Below are 20,851 nucleotides of genomic sequence, written 5' to 3'. Positions count from 1 at the left end.
CGGTGCCCGCGCGGGCCGCCCGGAGAGGCACATTCCGGTGGCCTGTGCCCGGCGGACGGCCGGATTCGGACTTGTACGGAGGACGTGACAACATGCCGTCATGTCCTCCGCGCTGACCGATCTCCTTCGGTGTCCGATCGTGCAGGCCCCCATGGCGGGCGGTGTCTCCGTGCCGCTGCTGGCCGCCGCCGTTTCCGAGGCCGGCGGGCTCGGCTTCCTCGCCGCCGGGTACAAGACGGCCGACGGCATGTACCAGGAGATCAAGCAGCTGCGCGGCCTCACCGGCCGTCCCTTCGGCGTGAACCTCTTCATGCCGCAGCAGGAGCACACGGACCCGGCCGCCGTCGACGTCTACGCCCACCAGCTCGCCGGTGAGGCCGGCTGGTACGACACCGAGCTGGGCGATCCCGACAGCGGACGCGACGACGGCTACGACACCAAACTCGCGGTCCTGCTCGACAACCCCGTGCCCGCGGTCTCCTTCCACTTCGGCTGCCCCACCCCCGAGGTACTCGCCTCCTTCGCCCGCGTCGGCACGCTGACCATGGTCACGGCGACCACGGCCGACGAGGCGCAGGCAGTGGAGCGGGCGGGCGCCGACGTGGTGATCGTGCAGGGCGTCGAGGCGGGCGGCCACCAGGGCACCCACCGGGACGACCCGGAGACGGACGGCGCCGGCATCGGGCTGCTGTCGCTGGTCGCCCAGGTCCGCGAGAGCGTCCGGCTGCCGATCGTCGCGGCCGGCGGCATCATGCGCGGCTCGCAGATCGCCGCGGTGCTCGCGGCCGGCGCTAGCGCGGCCCAGCTCGGCACCGCGTTCGTCGCCACCCCCGAGTCCGGCGCCGCCCCCGTGCACAAGGAGGCGCTGACCAACCCGCTGTTCGTCCGGACCGAGCTGACGCGGGCGTTCTCCGGCCGGCCCGCCCGCGGCCTCGTGAACCGCTTCATGCGCGAGCACGGCCCCTACGCCCCCGCCGCCTACCCCGAGGTCCACCACCTGACCTCGCCGCTGCGCAAGGCGGCGGCCAAGGCGGGGGACCCGCAGGGCATGGCGCTGTGGGCGGGCCAGGGCCACCGCATGGCCCGCGACCTGCCCGCCGGCCGGCTGGTCGAGGTGCTGGCCGCCGAACTCGACGCGGCTAAGACAGCGTTGTCGTCGTACCCGTCCGGAGGCACGGCCCGATGACCGCGCCGGTGTTCGTGGTCGAGGACCTCCGCGCCGACGGCGGCGGGCAGTACGTGCTCGACGGCGCCGAGGGACGGCACGCGGTCTCCGTGAAGCGGCTGCGGTCCGGCGAGGACGTCGTCCTCACCGACGGCGTGGGCCGGTGGGCCGAGTGCGTCGTGACCGGCACCGAGGGCAAGGACCGGCTGATCGTCCGGATGGACACGGTCGCCGAGGAACCGCCCGAGTCGCCGCGCATCACCGTCGTCCAGGCCCTCCCGAAGGGCGACCGGGGCGAACTCGCCGTCGAGACCATGACGGAGACCGGCGTCGACCGCGTCGTGCCCTGGGCCGCCTCCCGCTGCATCACCCAGTGGAAGGGCGACCGGGGCCTGAAGGCGCTCGCCAGGTGGCGGGCCACCGCCCGGGAGGCCGGCAAGCAGTCCCGCCGCGTGCGCTTCCCCGAGGTCACCGACGCCATGACCAGCCGCCAGGTCGCCGCACTTCTGGCCACCGCCGACCTCGCCGCCGTCCTGCACGAGGACCGCGCGTACGGCAGCGAACCCCTCGCCACCGCCCAACTCCCCGCCGACGGCGACATCGTGCTCGTCGTGGGCCCCGAAGGCGGCGTCTCGCCGGACGAGTTGGCGCTGTTCGCCGAGGCCGGGGCGAAGGCGTACCGGCTGGGGCGCAGCGTGCTGCGCACCTCCACCGCCGGAACCGCCGCGACGGCCCTGCTGCTGGGCCGCACCGGACGCTGGTCCTGACCCGTCGTTCCCGCAGGTCGCACCGGAAATCGCGGTTCCCGGGGGCGACTTCGCGCAGCCGCGCGGAAGCGGCCGGCGCCGCGAAGTCGGCGGTCACACTGGCCGCATGCGGTCTACCGCCGGGCCCGGGACGGTGGCACGCTGCCCTCCATGGGGGTTTTGAGGCATTCAAGGCGGCGGACGGGTCGCGGGAGGCTGTACGCACTGGCCGCGCTGGGCGCGGTCGCCGTGTTCGGCGTGGCCGCGTGCGAACCGGGTGACGGGCTGAACTCCGCGTCGGTCGCGTACACGACGGACCAGGCGGGCACCAAGGAGCTGGAGCGGCGGGGCGTCGACGTGCAGTGGCTGAGCTGCACCGCGAACTACGGCGACCGCGACAAGGTGTCCACGCCCGGGAAGTCGCAGTCGCCCACCGTACGGACCGTGGCGGACGTCGACTGTCAGGGCGAGACGAAGAACGGGCAGGACATCACCATCAACGGCGAGGTCACCCGCGAGGTCAACGGCAAGTGCGTACGCGGCGACCTCACCGCCAAGGTGGGCGGCAAGCAGCGCTTCCACCTCAGCGTGCTCGGCAACTGCGACGCCGCCGGCACCCCGCCCGTCTCCTACGATCCGCAGCGGCCCGGGGCGACCGTCACGGTCACCGAGACGCAGACCATCTGGTGCGAGAACTACCCGTCCTGCCGTCCCGTCGAGGGCAAGTGAGGCGCGGGCGCGGGGGCACCAAGTGATCCAAACCCCTGTCCGGGCGGCCGGGCGCTGCATAGGGTGACCGGGTGACACAGTCCGTACCCCCCGCATATCTCCGGTTCCCGCACCTGCACGGCGACCTCGTCGTCTTCACGGCCGAGGACGACGTCTGGGCCGCCCCGCTCGACGGCGCCGGCCGCGCCTGGCGGGTCAGCGCCGACAACGTCCCGGTGAACCATCCGCGCATCTCCCCGGACGGCACCACCGTCGCCTGGACCTCCACCCGCGACGGCGCCCCCGAGGTGCACGCCGCCCCCCTCGACGGCGGCCCCGCCAAGCGGCTGACCTACTGGGGGAGCGGGCGGACCCAGGTCCGCGGCTGGACCCCGGAAGGACGCGTCCTCGCCCTCAGCACGGTCGGCCAGGCCTCCTTGCGGCGCAGCTGGGCCCGTGCCGTCCCGCTCGACGGCGGCCCCGCGGACACCCTGCCGTACGGGCCCGTCGGCGACGTCGCCCACGGCGGCCCCGGCACCGTGCTGCTGTCCGCGCCCATGGGCCGCGAGGCCGCCTGGTGGAAGCGCTACCGCGGCGGCACGGCGGGCAAGCTGTGGATCGACCGCGAGGGCGAGGGCGAGTTCGTCCGGCTGCACGAGGACCTCGACGGGAACATCGAATACCCGATGTGGGTGGGCCAGCGCGTCGCGTTCCTCTCCGACCACGAGGGCGTCGGCGCCGTGTACTCCTCCCTCGCCGACGGTTCCGACCTGCGCCGGCACACGGGAGTCGACGCCTCCTACGCCCGCCACGCCGCCACCGACGGCACCCGGGTCGTCTACGCCTCCGCCGGTGAACTGTGGCTCCTCGACGACCTGGACGGCGCCGAACCGCGCCGGCTGGACGTCCGGCTCGGCGGCCAGCGCGTCGACCTCCAGCCCCATCCCGTCAGCGCCGCCCGCTGGTTCGGCGCGGGCGCGCCCGACCACACCGGCCGCGGCAGCGCGATCTCCGTGCGCGGCGCCGTCCACTGGGTCACCCACCGCGCGGGCCCGGCCCGCGCGCTCGCCGCCGAGCCCGGCGTACGCGCCCGGCTGCCCCGCACCTTCCGCGCCGACGGCGAGGAGTACGTGGTGTGGGTGACCGACGCCGAGGGCGACGACGCCCTGGAGTTCGCGCCCGCCACCGGTGTCGCCCCCGGCGCCACCCCGCGCCGGCTCGCCGCCGGACAGCTCGGCCGGGTCCTCGGGCTCGCCATGGCACCCGACGGCAGCCGCGCCGCCGTCGCCACGCACGACGGGCGCGTCCTGCTCGTCGAGCGGGAGACCGGCGAGGTCCGGGAGGTCGACCGCAGCGAGGACGGCGAGGTCTCCGGCCTCGTCTTCTCGCCCGACTCCGCCTGGCTCGCCTGGTCGCACCCCGGCCCGCGCCCGCTGCGCCAGCTCAAGCTCGCCAACACCGCCGACCTGTCGGTGACCGAGGCGACCCCGCTGCGCTTCCGGGACTACGCACCGGCGTTCACCCTCGACGGCAAGCACCTCGCCTTCCTGTCGGCGCGTTCCTTCGACCCCGTCTACGACGAGCACGTCTTCGACCTCGCCTTCGTCGGCGGCTCGCGGCCCCACCTCATCACGCTGGCCGCGACCACCCCCTCGCCGTTCGGACCGCAGCGCCACGGCCGCCCCTTCGAGGCCCCCGACAAGGACGAGACCCCCGACAGCGAGGGCACCCCGACCACCCGTATCGACCTCGACGGACTCGGCGACCGCATCGTGGCGTTCCCCGTCGAGGCCGCCCGCTACTCCGGGCTGCGGGCCGCCAAGGACGGCCTGCTGTGGCTGCGCCACCCGGTGCGCGGGGTCCTCGGTTCGTCCCGCGCCACCCCGGACGACCCGGACCCGAGGACCGAGCTGGAGCGCTACGACCTCGTCCAGCAGCGCATCGAGCATCTCGCCGCCGACGCCGACCACTTCGCCGTCAGCGGCGACGGCAAGCGGGTCCTGCTGTGGACCGACGGCAAGCTCAAGGTCGTACCCAGCGACCGCCGCGCCTCCGGCGACGACGACAGCGACAGCAACATCACCGTCGACCTCTCCCGCGTCCACCAGAGCGTGGACCCGGCCGCCGAGTGGCGGCAGATGTACGAGGAGACGGGCCGCCTCATGCGGGACAACTTCTGGCGGCCCGACCTCGGCGGAGTCGACTGGGACGGTGTCCTCGACAAGTACCGGCCCGTCCTGGAGCGCGTCGCCACCCACGACGACCTGGTGGACCTCCTCTGGGAGGTGCAGGGCGAACTCGGCACCTCGCACGCCTACGTCACCCCGCGCGGCGGACGCGGCGGCTCCCACGCCCAGGGGCTGCTCGGAGCGGACATCTCCCGTCACGAGGACGGCAGTTGGCGCATCGACCGGATCCTCCCCTCGGAGACCTCCGACCCCGACGCGCAGGCCCCCCTCGCCGCACCCGGGGTCGCCGTCCGCGCCGGCGACGCCGTCGTCGCGGTCGGCGGGCGCCCGGTCGACCCGGTGACCGGACCCGGACCGCTCCTCGTCGGCACCGCGGGCAGGCCCGTCGAGCTGACCGTCTCCCCGTCCGGCGGCGGCGACCTGCGGCACGCCGTGGTCGTCCCCACCGACAACGAGGAACCGCTGCGCTACCACGCCTGGGTCGCGGACCGCCGGGCCTACGTCCACGAGAAGTCCGGCGGGCGCCTCGGTTATCTACACGTACCGGACATGCAGGCGCCCGGCTGGGCCCAGATCCACCGGGACCTGCGCATCGAGGTGGCCCGCGACGGACTCGTCGTGGACGTCCGCGAGAACCGCGGCGGTCACACCTCCCAGCTGGTCGTCGAGAAGCTCGCCCGCCGCATCGTCGGCTGGGACGTGCCCCGCGGCATGCGCCCCTTCAGCTACCCCGAGGACGCGCCGCGCGGGCCCGTAGTCGCCGTCGCCAACGAGTTCTCCGGCTCGGACGGCGACATCGTCAACGCCGCCATCAAGGCCCTCGGCATCGGCCCCGTGGTCGGCACCCGGACCTGGGGCGGCGTGGTCGGCATCGACAGCCGCTACCGGCTCGTCGACGGGACCCTCGTCACCCAGCCCAAGTACGCGATCTGGCTGGAGGGCCACGAGTGGGCCGTGGAGAACCACGGCGTCGACCCCGACGTCGAGGTCGTCCAGGCACCCCAGGACCACGCCGCCGGCCGCGACGTCCAGCTCGACGAGGCGATCCGTATCGCGCTGGCCGCGCTCGCCGAGAACCCGGCGAAGACCGCGCCCACCCTGCCCGGACTCTGATCCGCGCGGACCTCACCGGCCCCGGGGCGGGACTCGGGCGCCGGTCGAGGTCCGCCGGAGGGCGGGGGCCCGGGCCCGGCGGGCCGATACGATGCCGACGAGAAGTGATCAACGCGCGCGAGGAGGCACACGCATGTCGGGAGAACCGCAGGACGACTGCCTGTTCTGCAAGATCGTCGCGGGGCAGATCCCGGCGACCGTGGTACGGGAGACGGAGACCACCCTCGCCTTCCGCGACATAAACCCGCAGGCGCCGACGCACGTCCTGGTCATCCCCCGGGCCCACCACGCCGACGCGGCGGCGCTCGCCGCGGCCGAACCGGCGCTCGCCGCCGACGTGTTGCGCGAGGCCGGCCAGGTCGCCGTCCAAGAGGGCCTGGACAGCTACCGGATCGTCTTCAACACCGGCAGCGGCGCAGGCCAGACCGTCTTCCACGCGCACGCCCACGTCCTGGGCGGACGCGGCCTGCAGTGGCCTCCCGGGTAAGGACGGCACCCCGCTTTGTCCGTACGCGAACTGGTGGTCCTCGGCACCGCCAGCCAGGTCCCGACCCGGCACCGCAACCACAACGGCTACCTGCTGCGCTGGGACGGCGAGGGCCTGCTCTTCGACCCCGGCGAGGGCACCCAGCGGCAGATGCTGCGCGCCGGGGTCGCCGCGCACGACCTGCACCGGATCTGCGTCACGCACTTCCACGGCGACCACTCGCTCGGGCTCGCCGGTGTCATCCAGCGGATCAACCTCGACCGGGTGCCGCACGAGGTGACCGCGCACTATCCGCGTTCCGGACAGCGGTTCTTCGACCGGCTGCGGTACGCCACCGCGTACCGCGAGACCGTCGCGCTGACCGAGGCCCCCGTCGACACCGACGGGGTGCTCGCCACCGGCGCCTCCTACACCCTGGAGGCCCGGCTGCTCTCCCATCCCGTGGAGTCCTACGGCTACCGGCTGGTCGAGCCCGACGGCCGCCGCATGCTGCCCGCACTCCTCGCCGAACGCGGGATCAGGGGCCCGGACGTCGGGCGCCTGCAACGCGAGGGCTCGGTCGGCGGGGTCACCCTCGACGAGGTCAGCGAGGTGCGGCGCGGGCAGCGGTTCGCGTTCGTCATGGACACCCGGCTCTGCGACGGCGTGCACGCGCTCGCCGAGGGCTGCGACATGCTCGTCATCGAGTCCACGTTTCTCGACGAGGACGAGCGACTCGCCCTCGACCACGGCCATCTGACGGCCGCTCAGGCCGGACGGGTCGCCGCGGACGCGGGCGTACGGCATCTCGTGCTCACGCACTTCAGCCAGCGGTACTCCGAGCCCGCCGAGTTCGAACGGCAGGCCCGCGCCGCCGGCTTCGAGGGCGAGCTGACCGTGGCCCACGACCTGATCAGGGTGCCGCTGCCGAAGCGGGGGTAGGCCGGGGCGGGGGCCCCGGCCGGGGCGCGGCGGCGCGGCGCGGTGCGCGAGTGGGGTGCGGTGCGCGTGGGCTGCGGGTGGCGCGTGTGCGCGTGGGGGTGCGCCGCGGGTGGCGCGGCGCGCACGTGGGGTGCGGGGTCGGGTTCGTGTGGATGTGCGGGGTTCGTTTCGTACGATGTTTCGATGCCCCTCCCCAAAGCCGAACTGCACCTGCACATCGAAGGCACCCTGGAGCCCGAACTCGCCTTCACGCTCGCCGCGCGCAACGGCGTCACGCTGCCCTACGCCGACACCGAGGAGCTCCGCAAGGCGTACCTCTTCGACGACCTCCAGTCGTTCCTGAACCTGTACTACGGGCTCATGGCCGTCCTGCGGACCGAACAGGACTTCGCCGACCTGGCCGACGCCTACCTCGCCCGCGCCGCCGCCCAGGGCGTACGGCACGCCGAGATCTTCTTCGACCCGCAGGCCCACATCGCCCGCGGCGTCGACATGGGGACGGTCGTCCGGGGTCTGTCCCTCGCCCTCGGCCGCAGCGAGGAGACCCACGGCGTCTCCACCCAGCTGATCATGTGCTTCCTGCGCGACGAGTCCGCCGAGTCCGCGCTGGAGACCCTGGACGCCGCCCGGCCCTACCTCGACCGGATCGTCGGCGTCGGCCTCGACTCCGCCGAGGTGGGGCATCCGCCGGCCAAGTTCCGCGAGGTGTACGAGGCCGCCGCCGAGCTCGGGCTGCGGCGCGTCGCGCACGCGGGCGAGGAGGGGCCGCCCGCCTACATCACCGAGGCGCTCGACGTGCTCGGCGTGGAGCGCGTCGACCACGGGCTGCGCTGCATGGAGGACGAGGCGCTCGTCGAGCGGCTGGTCCGGGAGCGGGTGCCGCTGACGCTGTGCCCGCTGTCCAACGTACGGCTGCGCGCCGTGGACGTCCTGGCGCACCACCCGCTGCCCGCCATGATGGACGCCGGGCTGCTGTGCACCGTCAACTCCGACGACCCCGCCTACTTCGGCGGCTACGTCGGCGACACCTTTGGCGCCGTGCACGAGGCGCTCGGCCTCGGTCACGAGCGGCTGCGGGAGCTCGCCCGCAACTCCTTCGAGGCCGCGTTCCTCGACCACGACGAGGAGCGGCGGGCCCGGTACCTCGCCGAGGTCGACGCCTACGAGTTCGGGCCCGCGGCGGCCGGGGCCGAGTAGGCGCCCCCTGCGGCGGGGTCAGCCCGGGCCGGGGCCCGGGGCGGCCGCCTGCCTCGGGCCCGCCGTGTCGTACGCCGTGCGCTGGGCCGGGATGCCGTCCAGCGCGATCTCCACGACCGGGTGCTCGGGAGCGGGGTGCGTGCGGACTGCGAATGTGTGGGGGGTGCGTGCACGGCCCGCGGGTGTGCGGGTGGTGAGGGCACGGGCCGCGTGCGTGCGCAGGACCGTGCTCGGGAGGATGCGGCGGCCGCTCGTGTGCAGGGCGACGGCCGTCATCGGGGCGGCGATGACGAGCAGACCGAGCGCGAGGACCCGGCCCATAGCCGGATAGCCCGCCGACGCCGACAGCAGACTGCCCGCGAGCGGGCCGCACGCCGTGCCGAGCGAGGACGCCGAGCCGACCAGGACCGCCCACCGGCCCCGCGGGTCCATCGTCGCGGCCAGGCCGATCAGGTACGACAGCACGATCGGGTAGACCGTGTTCCACGCGATCTCGCCCGCCGCGAAGGACGTCAGGTCGTCGGCCGCCGCGCTGACCGCGATGCAGCACGCGATCACCGCCGTGCCCGCGCCGATCGGCAGCGCCCGGCCGAGGCGCGGGCCCAGGGCGCCCGCGCCGATCACGCCGAGCAGGCCCGCGCCGAGCGCGATCGCGAAGACCGCGCCTACGGTGACCTCGCTCAGGCCCGCCTGGGCGGTGCCGATGCGGCCGCTCACGCCCCACAGGGAGTTCTGGGCGAGCGACCACAGGAGCATGGTTCCGGCCAGGACGAGGCCCGCCCTCGGGTAGGGGCGGTGGGCCGACGTCCGTGCCGTCGCCGTCGCCGTCGCCGTCGCCGTCGCCGTGGCGGTGGTGCCGTTGGTGCCGGCGGGCGCGTTCGTGTTCAGGCGGTTGGTCGCGGGCCAGACCAGCAGGGCGACCAGGGCGATCGCCAGCAGCGGGAAGCCGTGGCCCGGGCCCAGGTGGGGGACCGTCAGGTACACCGCCCCGGCGAGCGCGGAGACGCCGAGCAGGCCCAGCGTGGAGGCGCGGTGGGGGTCGCGCTGGGCGGCGATGCCGGTCGCGGCGACGGTGGTGGCGGTGCCGGAGCCGAAGCCGCCGGCCAGTGCGCCGGCGACCACCACGGGGACGGTGGTCGTCAGGGCGGCGGTGCCGTAACCGACGGCGGCGAGGAGGAGGCCGGCGCGGGCGACTCTGCGGGGGCCGAGGCGGTCCACGCGCGAGGCGAGGACGAAGCCCGCCGCGGCCGAACTCAGCAGCAGGGCGCTGCCGATGGAACCGGCCTGGGTGGCGGAGAGGGGGAGCCCCGCGTCCAGTCGGCCGACGGTCGTCGGGAGGAGGTAGGGGGCGAGGTAGCCCGCCGTGAAAAGGGCGACGAGGGGCCAGGGAGGGGTGGTGCGGGCGGACACGGGCGTTCCCAGGGCATGCGAAAGGAGCGGCTCAATGAGGGGGTTGGGCGGCTGTCGATGGACAGGAACGCGCGGGCAATTTGTATCAAGGCGGCGGGCCCCGGAAGAAGGCGGTCCGGTGTGATCTGGGCCACGTCGCGTTTGCGGTGGGCCAGGTCGGGTAGTCGCGCTTGTTTGCGCTGGTGGGCGTCGGTGCGCAGTGGGTCCGATGGGTGGGTCGGGTCCGTGCCGGTACATCGGGCCGTCGGTAGTTGTTGTGGGCGTCCGTTACCAGCGTTCCTCGGTTGCGTACGTCCCCGTCTCGACGGCCATTTGATGTACCGGCACGGCCCCTTCGGTCGCAGGGCGACTGCGGGCCGTGGGGGCTGAGCCGCGGGGGCGCGGGCCCGGTGGCTCCGGTGCGGGCCGGCGGGCGGCGCCCACCCTGGCCGGGGGCGGCGGTCCGTCCGTCCGCTCTAGCTGCGGGCATGCGTGCCGCTCGGGGCGATGGGGGTCCCCCCGCTCGAGCGGAGCCGAGAGTGGGCGCAGGCGGCTCCCCGTTGGCGCCGGGTTCGCCGACCCGCCGTGGCCTCAGCTGTGGCGCCGGGTGCTGGATGTACGTGGGGGAGTTGGCCCACCCGGGGGGCTCCCCATTGGCGCCGGGTTCGCCGACTCACCTCGACGCCAACTGCATTGCGGGGCGCCGTGTTCGTGGGGGAGTGGGGCCACGTCGATGGGGGCCCCTTGCTCGGGGTGGCGGTGTGGCCTACGCTCCATTTTCATACGTGTATAGCGTCTACATATGGAGATGGCATGCGTACGGACTCAGAGTCCGGAGCCGTCGGCAGGCTCCGGAGCGGCATGGCCCGGGGCGTGCTGTCGTTCCCGCTGACGAGCTTTCACGCCGACGGCTCCCTCGACCTCGACGGCTTTCGCACGCACCTGGAGACCCAGCTGGCCACCGGTCCCGGCGCCGTCTTCCCGGCCTGCGGCACCGGCGAGTTCTTCTCCCTGGACGAGGACGAGTACCGCCAGGTCGTCACCGCGGCGGTGGAGGTGACGGCGGGCCGCGTCCCCGTCGTCGCGGGCACCGGCTACGGCTGGGCACAGGCGGCCCGGTTCGCCCGAGTCGCCGAGGACGCCGGCGCCGACGCCCTGCTCGTCCTGCCGCACTACCTCGTCGCCGCCCCGCAGGACGGGCTCGTCGCGCAGTTGGAGCAGTTGGCCGCGCGCACCCGGCTGCCGCTCATCGCCTATCAGCGCGGCCAGGTCGCCTTCACTCCCGGCGCCCTGCGGCGCGTCGCCCGCATCCCGGGAGTGGTCGGCCTCAAGGACGGGCACAGCGACCTCGACCGGCTCCAGCGGCTCACACTGGCCGCGCCCGAGGGCTTCCTGTTCTTCAACGGCGCCGCCACCGCGGAGATCCAGGCCCGCGCCTACGCGACGGTCGGCGTACCCGCGTACTCGTCGGCGGTGCACGCCTTCGCCCCCGAGATCGCCGGCGCCTTCTTCGCCGCCCACCGGCGCGGCGACGACGCCGTGATGGACCGGCTGCTGCGCGAGTTCTACGTCCCGTTCGTGGAACTGCGGGACCGCGGAACCGGCTACGCCGTCTCGCTCGTGAAGGCCGCGGCCCGGCTGCGCGGCCGCCCCGTCGGCCCCGTACGTGCCCCGCTCACCGAACCCTCGCCGGCCGACCTCGCCGACCTGGAGGCGCTGCTCGCCGCCGGGCTCGCCCTCGCCTCCGGCCTCACCCCCGTAGGAGCCGCCCTGTGACCCGCGACCTGACCGTCACCGAGGTCCGGCTGACCCCGATCCTGGTCGCCGACCCGCCCCTGCTCAACACCCAGGGGGTGCACCAGCCGTACACGCCCCGGCTGATCGTGGAGGTCGTCACGGCGGGCGGTGTGACGGGGATCGGGGAGACGTACGGCGATGGCAAGTACCTGGAACTCGCCCAGCCCCTGGCCGACCGTCTGGTGGGGCACTCGGTCACGGATGTGAACGGTCTGTTCGCCGCCGCCGACGCGGTCGCCGTCGACCGGGGGCACATCGACCACCAGGTCGACGTGGGCGGGCTGCGCGGGGTGCAGACCGCCGACAAGCTGCGGCTGTCCGTCGTCTCCGGCTTCGAGGTGGCCTTCCTGGACGCTCTCGGCAAGAGCCTCGGGCTGCCCGTGCACGCGCTGCTCGGCGGCAAGGTGCGGGACGCGGTGGAGTACAGCGCCTACCTGTTCTACAAGTGGGCCGGCCATCCCGAAGGGGTCGCGGGGGAGAAGGACGACTGGGGAGCCGCCCTCGACCCGGCCGGAGTCGTCGAGCAGGCGCGGAGGTTCACCGAGCGGTACGGGTTCACCTCCTACAAGCTCAAGGGCGGGGTCTTCCCGCCCGACGAGGAGATCGCCGCCGTACGCGCCCTGGCGGCGGCGTTCCCGGGACGTCCGCTGCGGCTCGACCCCAACGGCGCCTGGTCGGTGGCCACGTCGCTGCGGGTCGCGCGGGAGCTGGGGGAGGTGCTGGAGTACCTGGAGGACCCCGCTCTCGGCACCCCCGCCATGGCCGAGGTCGCGGCGGGGACGGACGTGCCGCTGGCCACCAACATGTGCGTGACCACCTTCGCGGAGATCCCGGAGGCCTTCACCCGGGGGGCCGTGCGGGTCGTGCTGTCCGACCACCACTACTGGGGCGGTCTGCGCAACACCCGTGAACTGGCCGCCGTATGCCGCACCTTCGGGGTCGGGATCTCGATGCACTCCAACACGCATCTGGGCATCTCGCTCGCCGCCATGACCCACGTCGCGTCGACCGTCCCCGACCTCCACCACGCCTGCGACACCCACTACCCCTGGCAGTCCGAGGACGTCCTCACCGAGCGCCTGACCTTCGAGAACGGCCGCGTCGCCGTGTCCGACGCACCCGGCCTCGGCGTCGAACTCGACCACTCCCGGCTGGAGTTCCTGCACCGGCGCTGGCTCGACGACGACGGCACGCTGCGCGACCGCGACGACGCGGCCGCCATGCGCGCCGCCGACCCGCAGTGGGTGACCCCCGCCGTCCCGCGCTGGTAGTCCCGGGCGAGGGGTTCCGGACACGTCCCGGCGGGCCCGGAACCGGTGCCCGACACGGGCACACCCGCCCCGGCGGTGAACCCCGGCCCCGGCGGAGCGGGTGGCACACTGGCCTGAATCCGCACCACGCCAGGGAGCCCACCGTGATCGACCCCGACGGAGAGGAACCGCGCCGGCCGGCCCAGATCGACCCGCTCGCCGGGCTGCGCACCCCGCACGATCCGCCGTTCGACGTCTACCTCACGGGCCCCGTCTTCCTCGACATCGTCTTCACCGGGCTCGACTCGGCCCCGGTGCGCGGGACCGAGTCCTGGGCGCGCGGGATGGGGTCGAGCCCCGGCGGCGTCGCCAACATGGCCACGGCACTCGCCCGGCTCGGACTGCGCACGTCGCTCGCGGCGGCCTTCGGCGACGACCACTACGGGGAGTACTGCTGGGACGCCCTGGAGCAGGGCGAGGGCATCGACCTCGGGCCGTCGCGCACCGTACCGGGCTGGCACTCCCCGGTCACCGTGTCGATGGCCTACGAGGGCGAGCGGACGATGGTCAGCCACGGGCACGAGCCGCCCCCCGAGGAGCCCGCCCCCGAACACGCCCCCCGCGCGCGTGCCGCCGTCGCCTCCCTGACGCCCGGCGTCCGCGCGCCCTGGATCGCCGAGGCGGCGGCCGCCGGCACCCGCGTCTTCGCGGACGTCGGCTGGGACGACACCGGCCGTTGGGACCTGGCGGGACTCGCCGACCTGGAACACTGCGAGGCCTTCCTGCCCAACGCGGAGGAGGCCATGCGCTACACCGGCGCCGACTGCCCGCGGGCGGCGGCGCACGCCCTGGCCGAGCACGTGCCGCTCGCCGTCGTCACCCTCGGCGCGGAGGGCGCGTACGCCGTGGACGGCCGGACCGGCGAGAGCGCCGTGGTCCCGGCGATCGCCGTCGAGGCCCTGGACCCCACCGGCGCCGGTGACGTCTTCGTCGCCGGGTTCGTCACGGGCACGCTCGCCGACTGGCCGCTGGCCGACCGGCTCGCCTTCGCCGGGCTGACCGCCGCGCTCTCCGTCCAGGAGTTCGGCGGCTCCCTCTCGGCGCCCGGCTGGTCCGAGATCGCCGCCTGGTGGCGCCGCGTCCAGTCCGTCGACGACCAGGACCCCGCCGCGCTCGCCCGGTACGCCTTCCTGGAGGGACTCGTCCCCGAGGCGGGCAGGCCCTGGCCGCTGCGCCGGGCGGTCCCGACGATCGGTTTCCGCCGCTCCGCCTGACACGGGTGCGACGGGTGTGGAAAAGCCCTACGGCGTTGTCGGTGCACCGACGTACCCTTGGCAGTGCGAGGGCGGCCCACGCCGAGCGGCCCCGGTACGAGGAGGACGAGCAAGGCCTACAGAGCCGGCCCATGACTGACACACCCACAGTGCAGGACCCCGCACAGGGGCAGGCGAGAGCGCAGTTCACCGTTCCGGCCGCGCACCCCATGGTGACCGTGCTGGGCTCCGGGGACGCGCTGCTGCGCGTGATCGAGAAGGCCTTCCCGGCGGCCGACATCCATGTCCGGGGCAATGAGATCAGTGCGGTCGGCGACGCCGGTGAAGTCGCGCTCGTCCAGCGCCTGTTCGACGAGATGATGCTCGTGCTCCGCACGGGGCAGCCGATGACGGAGGACGCAGTGGAACGCTCGATCGCCATGCTCAGGGCGAGCGAGAACGGGGAGGGCGACGGCCAGGAGACCCCGGCCGAGGTGCTCACACAGAACATCCTGTCCTCGCGCGGGCGCACCATCCGCCCCAAGACGCTCAACCAGAAGCGCTACGTCGACGCCATCGACAAGCACACCGTCGTCTTCGGCATCGGACCCGCGGGCACCGGCAAGACCTACCTGGCCATGGCCAAGGCGGTCCAGGCGCTCCAGTCCAAGCAGGTCAACCGCATCATCCTCACCCGCCCGGCCGTCGAGGCCGGCGAGCGCCTCGGCTTCCTGCCGGGCACGCTCTACGAGAAGATCGACCCGTACCTGCGCCCCCTGTACGACGCGCTGCACGACATGCTCGACCCCGACTCCATCCCCCGCCTGATGGCGGCGGGCACGATCGAGGTGGCCCCGCTGGCGTACATGCGCGGCAGGACCTTGAATGACGCCTTCATCATCCTGGACGAGGCTCAGAACACCAGCCCCGAGCAGATGAAGATGTTCCTCACCCGCCTCGGCTTCGAATCGAAGATCGTGATCACGGGCGACGTCACCCAGGTCGACCTCCCCAGCGGGACGAAGTCCGGTCTGCGGCAGGTCCAAGACATCCTGGAGGGCCTCGACGACGTCCACTTCTCGCGCCTGACGTCCCACGACGTCGTCCGGCACAAGCTGGTCGGCCGTATCGTCGACGCGTACGAGAAGTACGACAGCGAGAACGGTACGGAGAACGGCACCCACAAGGGCGCCCGGGACAAGCGGAAGTAGACCAGCACGACCATGTCGATCGACGTCAACAACGAGTCCGGAACCGAGGTCGACGAGCAGGCGATCCTCGACATCGCCCGCTACGCCCTCGCGCGGATGCGCATCCACCCGCTCTCCGAGCTCTCGGTGATCGCCGTGGACGCCGACGCCATGGAGCAGCTGCACATCCAGTGGATGGACCTGCCCGGCCCCACGGACGTCATGTCCTTCCCGATGGACGAGCTGCGTCCGCCGACGAAGGACGACGACGAGCCCCCGCAGGGCCTGCTCGGTGACATCGTGCTCTGCCCGGAGGTCGCCGAGCGGCAGGGCAAGGACGCCCCGACGCAGCACTCCATGGACGAGGAGCTCCAGCTCCTCACCGTCCACGGGGTGCTGCACCTCCTCGGCTACGACCACGAGGAGCCGGACGAGAAGGCCGAGATGTTCGGGCTGCAGGCGGCCATCGTGGACGGCTGGCGCGCGGAGAAGGGCCTGACCGGCCCGTCCCCGGCCCCGACCGTCTCCTAGCAGAGTTCGGGAAAAATGACCCCTCAGCTCGTCATCGGCGCCATCGCGCTGGTCGTCGTGGCCTGGCTCGCCGCCTGCGCGGAGGCGGGCCTCGCGCGCGTCTCCAGCTTCCGCGCGGAGGAGGCCGTACGCGGCGGGCGGCGCGGCAGCGCCAAGCTCGCGCAGGTCGCCGCCGACCCGACCCGCTATCTCAACGTCGCCCTGCTGGTGCGCATCACCTGCGAGATGGCGGCCGCCGCCCTCGTCACGTACGCCTGCCTGAAGGAGTTCGACGAGACCTGGGAGGCCCTCGCGGTCGCCATCGGCGTGATGGTCCTCGTCAGCTATGTCGCCGTCGGCGTCTCACCGCGCACGATCGGCCGCCAGCACCCGCTGAACACGGCGACCGCCGCGGCCTACGTCCTGCTGCCGCTCGCGCGGGTCATGGGCCCGATCCCGCCGCTGCTGATCCTCATCGGCAACGCCCTCACCCCCGGCAAGGGCTTCCGGCGCGGCCCGTTCGCCTCCGAGGCCGAGCTGCGCGCGCTCGTCGACCTCGCGGAGAAGGAGTCCCTCATCGAGGACGAGGAGCGCCGCATGGTGCACTCCGTCTTCGAGCTGGGCGACACCCTCGTCCGCGAGGTGATGGTGCCGCGCACCGATCTGGTGGTCATCGAGCGCTACAAGACCATCCGCCAGGCGCTGACGCTCGCCCTGCGCTCCGGCTTCTCGCGCATCCCGGTCACCGGGGAGAGCGAGGACGACATCGTCGGGATCGTGTACCTGAAGGACCTGGCGCGCAAGACGCACATCAGCCGGGACGCGGAGAGCGAGCTGGTGTCCACGGCGATGCGGCCCGCCGCCTTCGTCCCCGACACCAAGAACGCGGGCGACCTGCTCCGCGAGATGCAGCAGGAGCGCAACCACGTCGCCGTCGTCATCGACGAGTACGGCGGCACGGCCGGGATCGTCACCATCGAGGACATCCTGGAGGAGATCGTCGGCGAGATCACCGACGAGTACGACCGCGAGCTGCCCCCGGTGGACGAGCTGGGCGAGGACCGCTACCGCGTGACGGCCCGGCTGGACATCGGCGACCTCGGTGAGCTGTACGGCTTCGAGGCGTACGACGACGAGGACGTGGAGACCGTCGGCGGTCTGCTGGCCAAGGCGCTCGGCCGGGTGCCGATCGCGGGGGCCTCGGCCGTGGTGGAACTGCCCGACGGCCGGGAGCTGCGGCTGACCGCGGAGGACTCGGCGGGCCGCCGGAACAAGATCGTGACGGTGCTCGTGGAGCCGGTGACGCCGGACCAGGCGCCGCGCGAGGAGGCGAAGGCGGAGTGACGCCCCAGGAGCTGCGAGCCCTGTGCCTGTCGTTCAACGCGACGGTCGAGGACTTCCCGTTCAACCCGGACACGTCCGTCTTCAAGGTGCTGGGCAAGCTCTTCGCGCTCACGAACCTGGACGGGCGCCCGCTGAAGGTCAACCTGAAGTGCGACCCGGACGACGCGGTGCGGCTGCGCGGCGAGTACCCGGGGCTGATCGCCCCCGGGTACCACATGAACAAGCGGCACTGGAACACCGTGACGGTGGACGGCGAGCTCCCCGACCGCCTGGTCAGGGAGCTGGTCGAGGACTCGTACGACCTGGTCGTGGCCGGTCTGCCGAGGGCCGAACGGCTGCGGCTCGACCGTCCCTAGGCCGTGTCCGCACGACGCGGCGGCTCGATAAGCTCCTCGTATGACCGAGACCCCCGCCCTCGACCCCGAGGACCGCAAGATCGTCACCCTGGCCCGTTCGGCCCGGGCCCGCAACGGCGTGCCCGAGGGGGCCGCCGTACGTGACGAGACCGGACGCACCTATGTCGCCGGCACCGTCGCGCTGGACTCCCTGAAGCTGAGCGCGCTGCGCACCGCGGTGGCGATGGCGGTGGCCTCGGGTGCGAAGTCGCTGGAGGCGGCGGCCGTGGTGACGGACGCCGAGAGCGCGTCCGCGGACGACCTGGCGGCGGTGGGGGACCTCGGGGGACCCGGGACGCCGGTGCTGGTCGCCGGTGCCGACGGCGTCGTGCGCGCCACCCTCACCACGGGCTGACCGGCCCCGGTCAGAGGGCGTCCGGGCCCCGCTCGTCGGTGCGGACCCGGACCACCGTCTCCACCGGCACCGACCAGACCTTGCCGTCGCCGATCTTGCCGGTCCGGGCCGCCTTCACGATCGCGTCGATGACCGGGTCCGCGTCGGCGTCCCCGACGACGACCTCGATGCGCACCTTCGGGACCAGGTCGACCTGGTACTCGGCACCGCGGTACACCTCGGTGTGGCCGCGCTGACGCCCGTACCCGCTCGCCTCCGTGACGGTCATCCCGTGCACACCGAGTTCCTGCAGGGCCGTCTTGACCTCGTCGAGGCGGTACGGCTTGACGATCGCGGTGATGAGTTTCATGCCTGGGCCTTGACCTTCTGGGCGTGGGTGGCGGAGGAGGACACCGGGGCGCCGTGCCCCAGGACCCCGTGATCGTAGGCGGTCTCGGCGTGCACCGTGAGGTCCAGACCGGTCTGCTCCTGCTCCTCGTCCGCCCGGAAGCCCATGACCCTGTCGATGAGCTTCCCGATCCCGTACGTGACCGCGAAGGCGTACGCCCCGACGGCCAGGACGGCGACCAGCTGCCGACCGAGCTGGCCGAGCCCACCCCCGTAGAGCAGCCCCTCGGCGCCCTTGGTCATCGACTCCGTCGCGAAGACGCCGATGAGGACCGTGCCGATGACGCCGCCGACGAGGTGGACGCCGACCACGTCGAGCGAGTCGTCGTAGTCCAGCCGGAACTTCCAGCCCACCGCGTACGAGCAGACGACACCCGCGGCGAGACCGACGGCCAGGGCGCCGACCAGCGAGACCGAGCCGCAGGACGGGGTGATCGCGACGAGGCCGGCGACCGCGCCGGACGCGGCGCCCAGTGTCGTGGGGTGGCCGTCGCGCCGCTGCTCCACGAAGAGCCAGCCCAGCAGCCCGGTGCAGCCGGCGGCGAGGGTGTTGAGGAACGCGGCGGCGGCGAGGCCGTTCGCACCGAGCGCCGAACCGGCGTTGAAGCCGAACCAGCCGAACCACAGCAGACCGGCGCCCAGCACCACCATGGGCAGGTTGTGCGGCCGCATGGCCTCCTTCTTGAAGCCCATGCGCGGGCCGAGGACCAGGCACAGGGCGAGTCCGGAGGCGCCCGAGGTGATCTCGACGGGGAGGCCGCCCGCGAAGTCCAGGGCGCCGAGGCGGTCCAGGATCCAGCCGCCCGGACCCCAGACCCAGTGCGCGACGGGAACGTATACGAGCAGCGCCCACAGCGGTACGAAGACCAGCCACGCCCCGAACTTGGCCCGGTCGGCGATCGCGCCGCTGATCAGCGCGGCCGTGATGACCGCGAAGGTCAGCTGGAAGGTCGCGAAGAGCAGGGTGGGGACCGTGCCCTGGAGGCTGTCCGGGCCGATGCCCGCCATCCCGGCGTGCTCCAGGCCGCCGACCAGCCCGCCGAAGGTGTCGTCGCCGAACGCGAGCGAGTACCCGGCGGCCAGCCAGACCACCGTGACCAGCGCGATCGACACGAAGCTCATCATCAGCATGTTGAGGACGCTCTTCGTGCGGACCATGCCGCCGTAGAACAGGGCGAGGCCCGGTGTCATCAGCAGGACCAGCGCGGTGGCGGCGAGCAGCCAGGCGGTGTCGCCGGTGTCGAGGTGCGGGGCGGCCAGGGTCACGGTCTCTCCAGCGGTGCGGGCGGCGTCCGGCGGGCGGGGCGTCGTCCGAGGGTCACCGGCCCGCGTTTCGTGTTGTGCACACGGACGTTTCCGGCGTGTTTCGTGTTGCGCGGGCGTTTCCGGGACCTCACGGAGCGGACCCCGGGACCGGCCGCGGGATTCCGGCGGGACGGACGGGTGCGCCCTTGGTACGGCGGCCGCCCGACGATCAGGGACAATGGGCGCCATGAGCGTTCGTACCGAGTCATCCGAGCCGTCCGAGGCCACACACCGCGCCGGCTTCGCCTGCTTCGTGGGCCGCCCCAACGCGGGCAAGTCCACCCTCACGAATGCTCTGGTCGGCCAGAAGGTGGCGATCACGGCCAACCAGCCGCAGACCACGCGGCACACGGTGCGCGGCATCGTGCACCGGCCGGACGCCCAGCTGATCCTGGTGGACACCCCCGGCCTGCACAAGCCGCGCACGCTGCTCGGCCAGCGGCTCAACGACGTCGTGCGCACCACCTGGGCCGAGGTCGACGTGATCGGCTTCTGCCTGCCGGCGAACGAGAAGCTGGGCCCCGGCGACCGCTTCATCGCGAAGGAACTGGCGTCGATCAAGAAGACGCCGAAGATCGCGATCGTCACGAAGACCGACCTCGTGGACAGCAAGACCCTCGCCGAGCAGCTCATCGCGATCGACCAGCTCGGCAAGGAGCTCGGCTTCGAGTGGGCGGAGATCGTGCCGGTGTCCGCCGTCGCCGACCAGCAGGTCGACCTGCTGGCCGACCTGCTGATCCCGCTGCTCCCCGAGGGCCCCGCGCTCTACCCCGAGGGCGACCTCACGGACGAGCCCGAGCAGGTCATGGTGGCCGAGCTGATCCGCGAGGCCGCCCTGGAGGGTGTCCGCGACGAGCTGCCGCACTCCATCGCCGTCGTCGTGGAGGAGATGCTGCCGCGCGAGGACCGGCCCGCCGACAAGCCCCTCCTCGACATCCACGCCTTCGTCTACATCGAGCGCCCCAGCCAGAAGGGCATCATCATCGGCCCGAAGGGCAAGCGCCTGAAGGAGGTCGGCATCAAGTCCCGCAAGCAGATCGAGGCCCTGCTGGGCACGCCGGTCTTCCTCGACCTGCACGTCAAGGTCGCCAAGGACTGGCAGCGCGACCCCCGGCAGCTGCGCAAGCTCGGCTTCTGAGCCCCGGGCGGC

Annotated in this window: 19 protein-coding genes; 16 read left to right on the top strand and 3 right to left on the bottom strand. The window is 73.2% G+C overall.

Features of this window, described 5'->3' with window-relative positions; translation table 11 throughout:
• Positions 1-100 precede the first annotated feature (100 nt).
• The 7 genes from ACFYQQ_RS06475 (at position 101) to ACFYQQ_RS06445 (ending at position 8,526) form a co-directional block, all read left to right on the top strand.
• Positions 101-1,186 (top strand): nitronate monooxygenase, encoded by a 1,086-nt coding sequence (locus ACFYQQ_RS06475; RefSeq protein WP_388903735.1) that lies wholly within the window; start codon positions 101-103, stop codon positions 1,184-1,186.
• Positions 1,183-1,932, top strand: a complete 750-nt coding sequence (locus ACFYQQ_RS06470) for a 16S rRNA (uracil(1498)-N(3))-methyltransferase (RefSeq protein WP_355789224.1) — start codon at positions 1,183-1,185, stop codon at positions 1,930-1,932. Before ACFYQQ_RS06475 ends, ACFYQQ_RS06470 begins: the two co-directional genes overlap by 4 nt.
• Positions 1,933-2,082: 150 nt before the next feature.
• Entirely contained in the window at positions 2,083-2,640 is a 558-nt protein-coding gene (locus ACFYQQ_RS06465; protein ID WP_355789226.1) for a hypothetical protein, read from the top strand.
• A gap of 71 nt (positions 2,641-2,711) precedes the next feature.
• The gene (locus tag ACFYQQ_RS06460) at positions 2,712-5,921 is read left to right on the top strand and encodes a S41 family peptidase (RefSeq protein WP_388903732.1); all 3,210 of its coding nucleotides are present in this window, start codon (positions 2,712-2,714) and stop codon (positions 5,919-5,921) included.
• A gap of 133 nt (positions 5,922-6,054) precedes the next feature.
• The gene (locus ACFYQQ_RS06455) at positions 6,055-6,408 is read left to right on the top strand and encodes a histidine triad nucleotide-binding protein (RefSeq protein ID WP_355793333.1); all 354 of its coding nucleotides are present in this window, start codon (positions 6,055-6,057) and stop codon (positions 6,406-6,408) included.
• 15 nt (positions 6,409-6,423) lie between these two features.
• On the top strand, positions 6,424-7,329 hold the full coding sequence (locus ACFYQQ_RS06450) for a ribonuclease Z (RefSeq protein WP_388903730.1): 906 nt from the start codon (positions 6,424-6,426) through the stop codon (positions 7,327-7,329).
• Positions 7,330-7,512: 183 nt separating this feature from the next.
• Positions 7,513-8,526: an adenosine deaminase gene (locus ACFYQQ_RS06445; RefSeq protein ID WP_356168781.1), complete on the top strand. Its 1,014-nt coding sequence runs from the start codon at positions 7,513-7,515 to the stop codon at positions 8,524-8,526.
• A gap of 18 nt (positions 8,527-8,544) precedes the next feature.
• Here the strand turns inward: ACFYQQ_RS06445 and ACFYQQ_RS06440 are convergent, their stop codons facing one another.
• Positions 8,545-9,936, bottom strand: a complete 1,392-nt coding sequence (locus ACFYQQ_RS06440) for an MFS transporter (RefSeq protein WP_356168778.1) — start codon at positions 9,934-9,936, stop codon at positions 8,545-8,547.
• Between the two features lie 792 nt (positions 9,937-10,728).
• Between ACFYQQ_RS06440 and ACFYQQ_RS06435 the strand changes: the two genes are divergently transcribed.
• The 8 genes from ACFYQQ_RS06435 (at position 10,729) to ACFYQQ_RS06400 (ending at position 18,009) form a co-directional block, all read left to right on the top strand.
• A complete protein-coding gene (locus ACFYQQ_RS06435; protein ID WP_355793859.1) occupies positions 10,729-11,691 on the top strand; it encodes a 5-dehydro-4-deoxyglucarate dehydratase in 963 nt (320 codons plus the stop codon).
• Complete coding sequence (locus tag ACFYQQ_RS06430) at positions 11,688-12,983, top strand: glucarate dehydratase family protein (RefSeq protein ID WP_356168775.1); 1,296 nt, start codon at positions 11,688-11,690, stop codon at positions 12,981-12,983. The genes ACFYQQ_RS06435 and ACFYQQ_RS06430 overlap by 4 nt, the downstream gene beginning before the upstream one ends.
• Before the next feature lie 143 nt (positions 12,984-13,126).
• A complete protein-coding gene (locus ACFYQQ_RS06425) occupies positions 13,127-14,236 on the top strand; it encodes a PfkB family carbohydrate kinase (RefSeq protein WP_356168773.1) in 1,110 nt (369 codons plus the stop codon).
• Positions 14,237-14,367: 131 nt separating this feature from the next.
• A complete protein-coding gene (locus ACFYQQ_RS06420) occupies positions 14,368-15,426 on the top strand; it encodes a PhoH family protein (protein ID WP_355788368.1) in 1,059 nt (352 codons plus the stop codon).
• Positions 15,427-15,438: 12 nt separating this feature from the next.
• Positions 15,439-15,936: an rRNA maturation RNase YbeY gene (gene ybeY / locus ACFYQQ_RS06415; protein WP_355788365.1), complete on the top strand. Its 498-nt coding sequence runs from the start codon at positions 15,439-15,441 to the stop codon at positions 15,934-15,936.
• 15 nt (positions 15,937-15,951) lie between these two features.
• Positions 15,952-17,259 carry a hemolysin family protein gene (locus ACFYQQ_RS06410; protein ID WP_355788362.1) on the top strand — a complete coding sequence of 436 codons (1,308 nt, stop codon included), beginning with the start codon at positions 15,952-15,954 and terminating at the stop codon, positions 17,257-17,259.
• Positions 17,256-17,615 (top strand): MmcQ/YjbR family DNA-binding protein, encoded by a 360-nt coding sequence (locus tag ACFYQQ_RS06405; protein ID WP_356168765.1) that lies wholly within the window; start codon positions 17,256-17,258, stop codon positions 17,613-17,615. Before ACFYQQ_RS06410 ends, ACFYQQ_RS06405 begins: the two co-directional genes overlap by 4 nt.
• Positions 17,616-17,655: 40 nt before the next feature.
• The gene (locus tag ACFYQQ_RS06400) at positions 17,656-18,009 is read left to right on the top strand and encodes a cytidine deaminase (RefSeq protein WP_356237734.1); all 354 of its coding nucleotides are present in this window, start codon (positions 17,656-17,658) and stop codon (positions 18,007-18,009) included.
• 10 nt (positions 18,010-18,019) lie between these two features.
• Here ACFYQQ_RS06400 and ACFYQQ_RS06395 read toward each other — a convergent pair whose 3' ends face one another.
• Entirely contained in the window at positions 18,020-18,358 is a 339-nt protein-coding gene (locus ACFYQQ_RS06395; RefSeq protein ID WP_355794003.1) for a P-II family nitrogen regulator, read from the bottom strand.
• Positions 18,355-19,662, bottom strand: coding sequence for an ammonium transporter (locus ACFYQQ_RS06390; protein ID WP_355794002.1), 1,308 nt, complete (start codon positions 19,660-19,662; stop codon positions 18,355-18,357). The genes ACFYQQ_RS06395 and ACFYQQ_RS06390 overlap by 4 nt, the downstream gene beginning before the upstream one ends.
• 217 nt (positions 19,663-19,879) lie before the next feature.
• Here ACFYQQ_RS06390 and era point away from each other — a divergent pair, with 217 nt between their 5' ends.
• On the top strand, positions 19,880-20,839 hold the full coding sequence (gene era, locus ACFYQQ_RS06385; protein WP_356168756.1) for a GTPase Era: 960 nt from the start codon (positions 19,880-19,882) through the stop codon (positions 20,837-20,839).
• Positions 20,840-20,851 lie beyond the last annotated feature (12 nt).

Origin of the sequence: Streptomyces sp. NPDC005496 (assembly GCF_042872045.1) — a bacterium.
Classification (GTDB): domain Bacteria; phylum Actinomycetota; class Actinomycetes; order Streptomycetales; family Streptomycetaceae; genus Streptomyces.
The sequence above is the reverse complement of the archived record's forward strand: the minus strand, read 5'-3'. Positions and strand labels throughout refer to the sequence as shown.

Excerpts from the sequence above, each read along its gene's own strand:
- ACFYQQ_RS06475 (WP_388903735.1), top strand. The coding sequence starts at position 101 with ATGTCCTCCGCGCTGACCGATCTCCTTCGGTGTCCGATCGTGCAGGCC.
- ACFYQQ_RS06470 (WP_355789224.1), top strand. The coding sequence starts at position 1,183 with ATGACCGCGCCGGTGTTCGTGGTCGAGGACCTCCGCGCCGACGGCGGC.
- ACFYQQ_RS06465 (WP_355789226.1), top strand. The coding sequence starts at position 2,083 with ATGGGGGTTTTGAGGCATTCAAGGCGGCGGACGGGTCGCGGGAGGCTG.
- ACFYQQ_RS06455 (WP_355793333.1), top strand. The coding sequence starts at position 6,055 with ATGTCGGGAGAACCGCAGGACGACTGCCTGTTCTGCAAGATCGTCGCG.
- ACFYQQ_RS06445 (WP_356168781.1), top strand. The coding sequence starts at position 7,513 with ATGCCCCTCCCCAAAGCCGAACTGCACCTGCACATCGAAGGCACCCTG.
- ACFYQQ_RS06435 (WP_355793859.1), top strand. The coding sequence starts at position 10,729 with ATGCGTACGGACTCAGAGTCCGGAGCCGTCGGCAGGCTCCGGAGCGGC.
- ACFYQQ_RS06420 (WP_355788368.1), top strand. The coding sequence starts at position 14,368 with ATGACTGACACACCCACAGTGCAGGACCCCGCACAGGGGCAGGCGAGA.
- ybeY (WP_355788365.1), top strand. The coding sequence starts at position 15,439 with ATGTCGATCGACGTCAACAACGAGTCCGGAACCGAGGTCGACGAGCAG.
- ACFYQQ_RS06410 (WP_355788362.1), top strand. The coding sequence starts at position 15,952 with ATGACCCCTCAGCTCGTCATCGGCGCCATCGCGCTGGTCGTCGTGGCC.
- ACFYQQ_RS06400 (WP_356237734.1), top strand. The coding sequence starts at position 17,656 with ATGACCGAGACCCCCGCCCTCGACCCCGAGGACCGCAAGATCGTCACC.
- ACFYQQ_RS06395 (WP_355794003.1), bottom strand. The coding sequence starts at position 18,358 with ATGAAACTCATCACCGCGATCGTCAAGCCGTACCGCCTCGACGAGGTC.
- era (WP_356168756.1), top strand. The coding sequence starts at position 19,880 with ATGGGCGCCATGAGCGTTCGTACCGAGTCATCCGAGCCGTCCGAGGCC.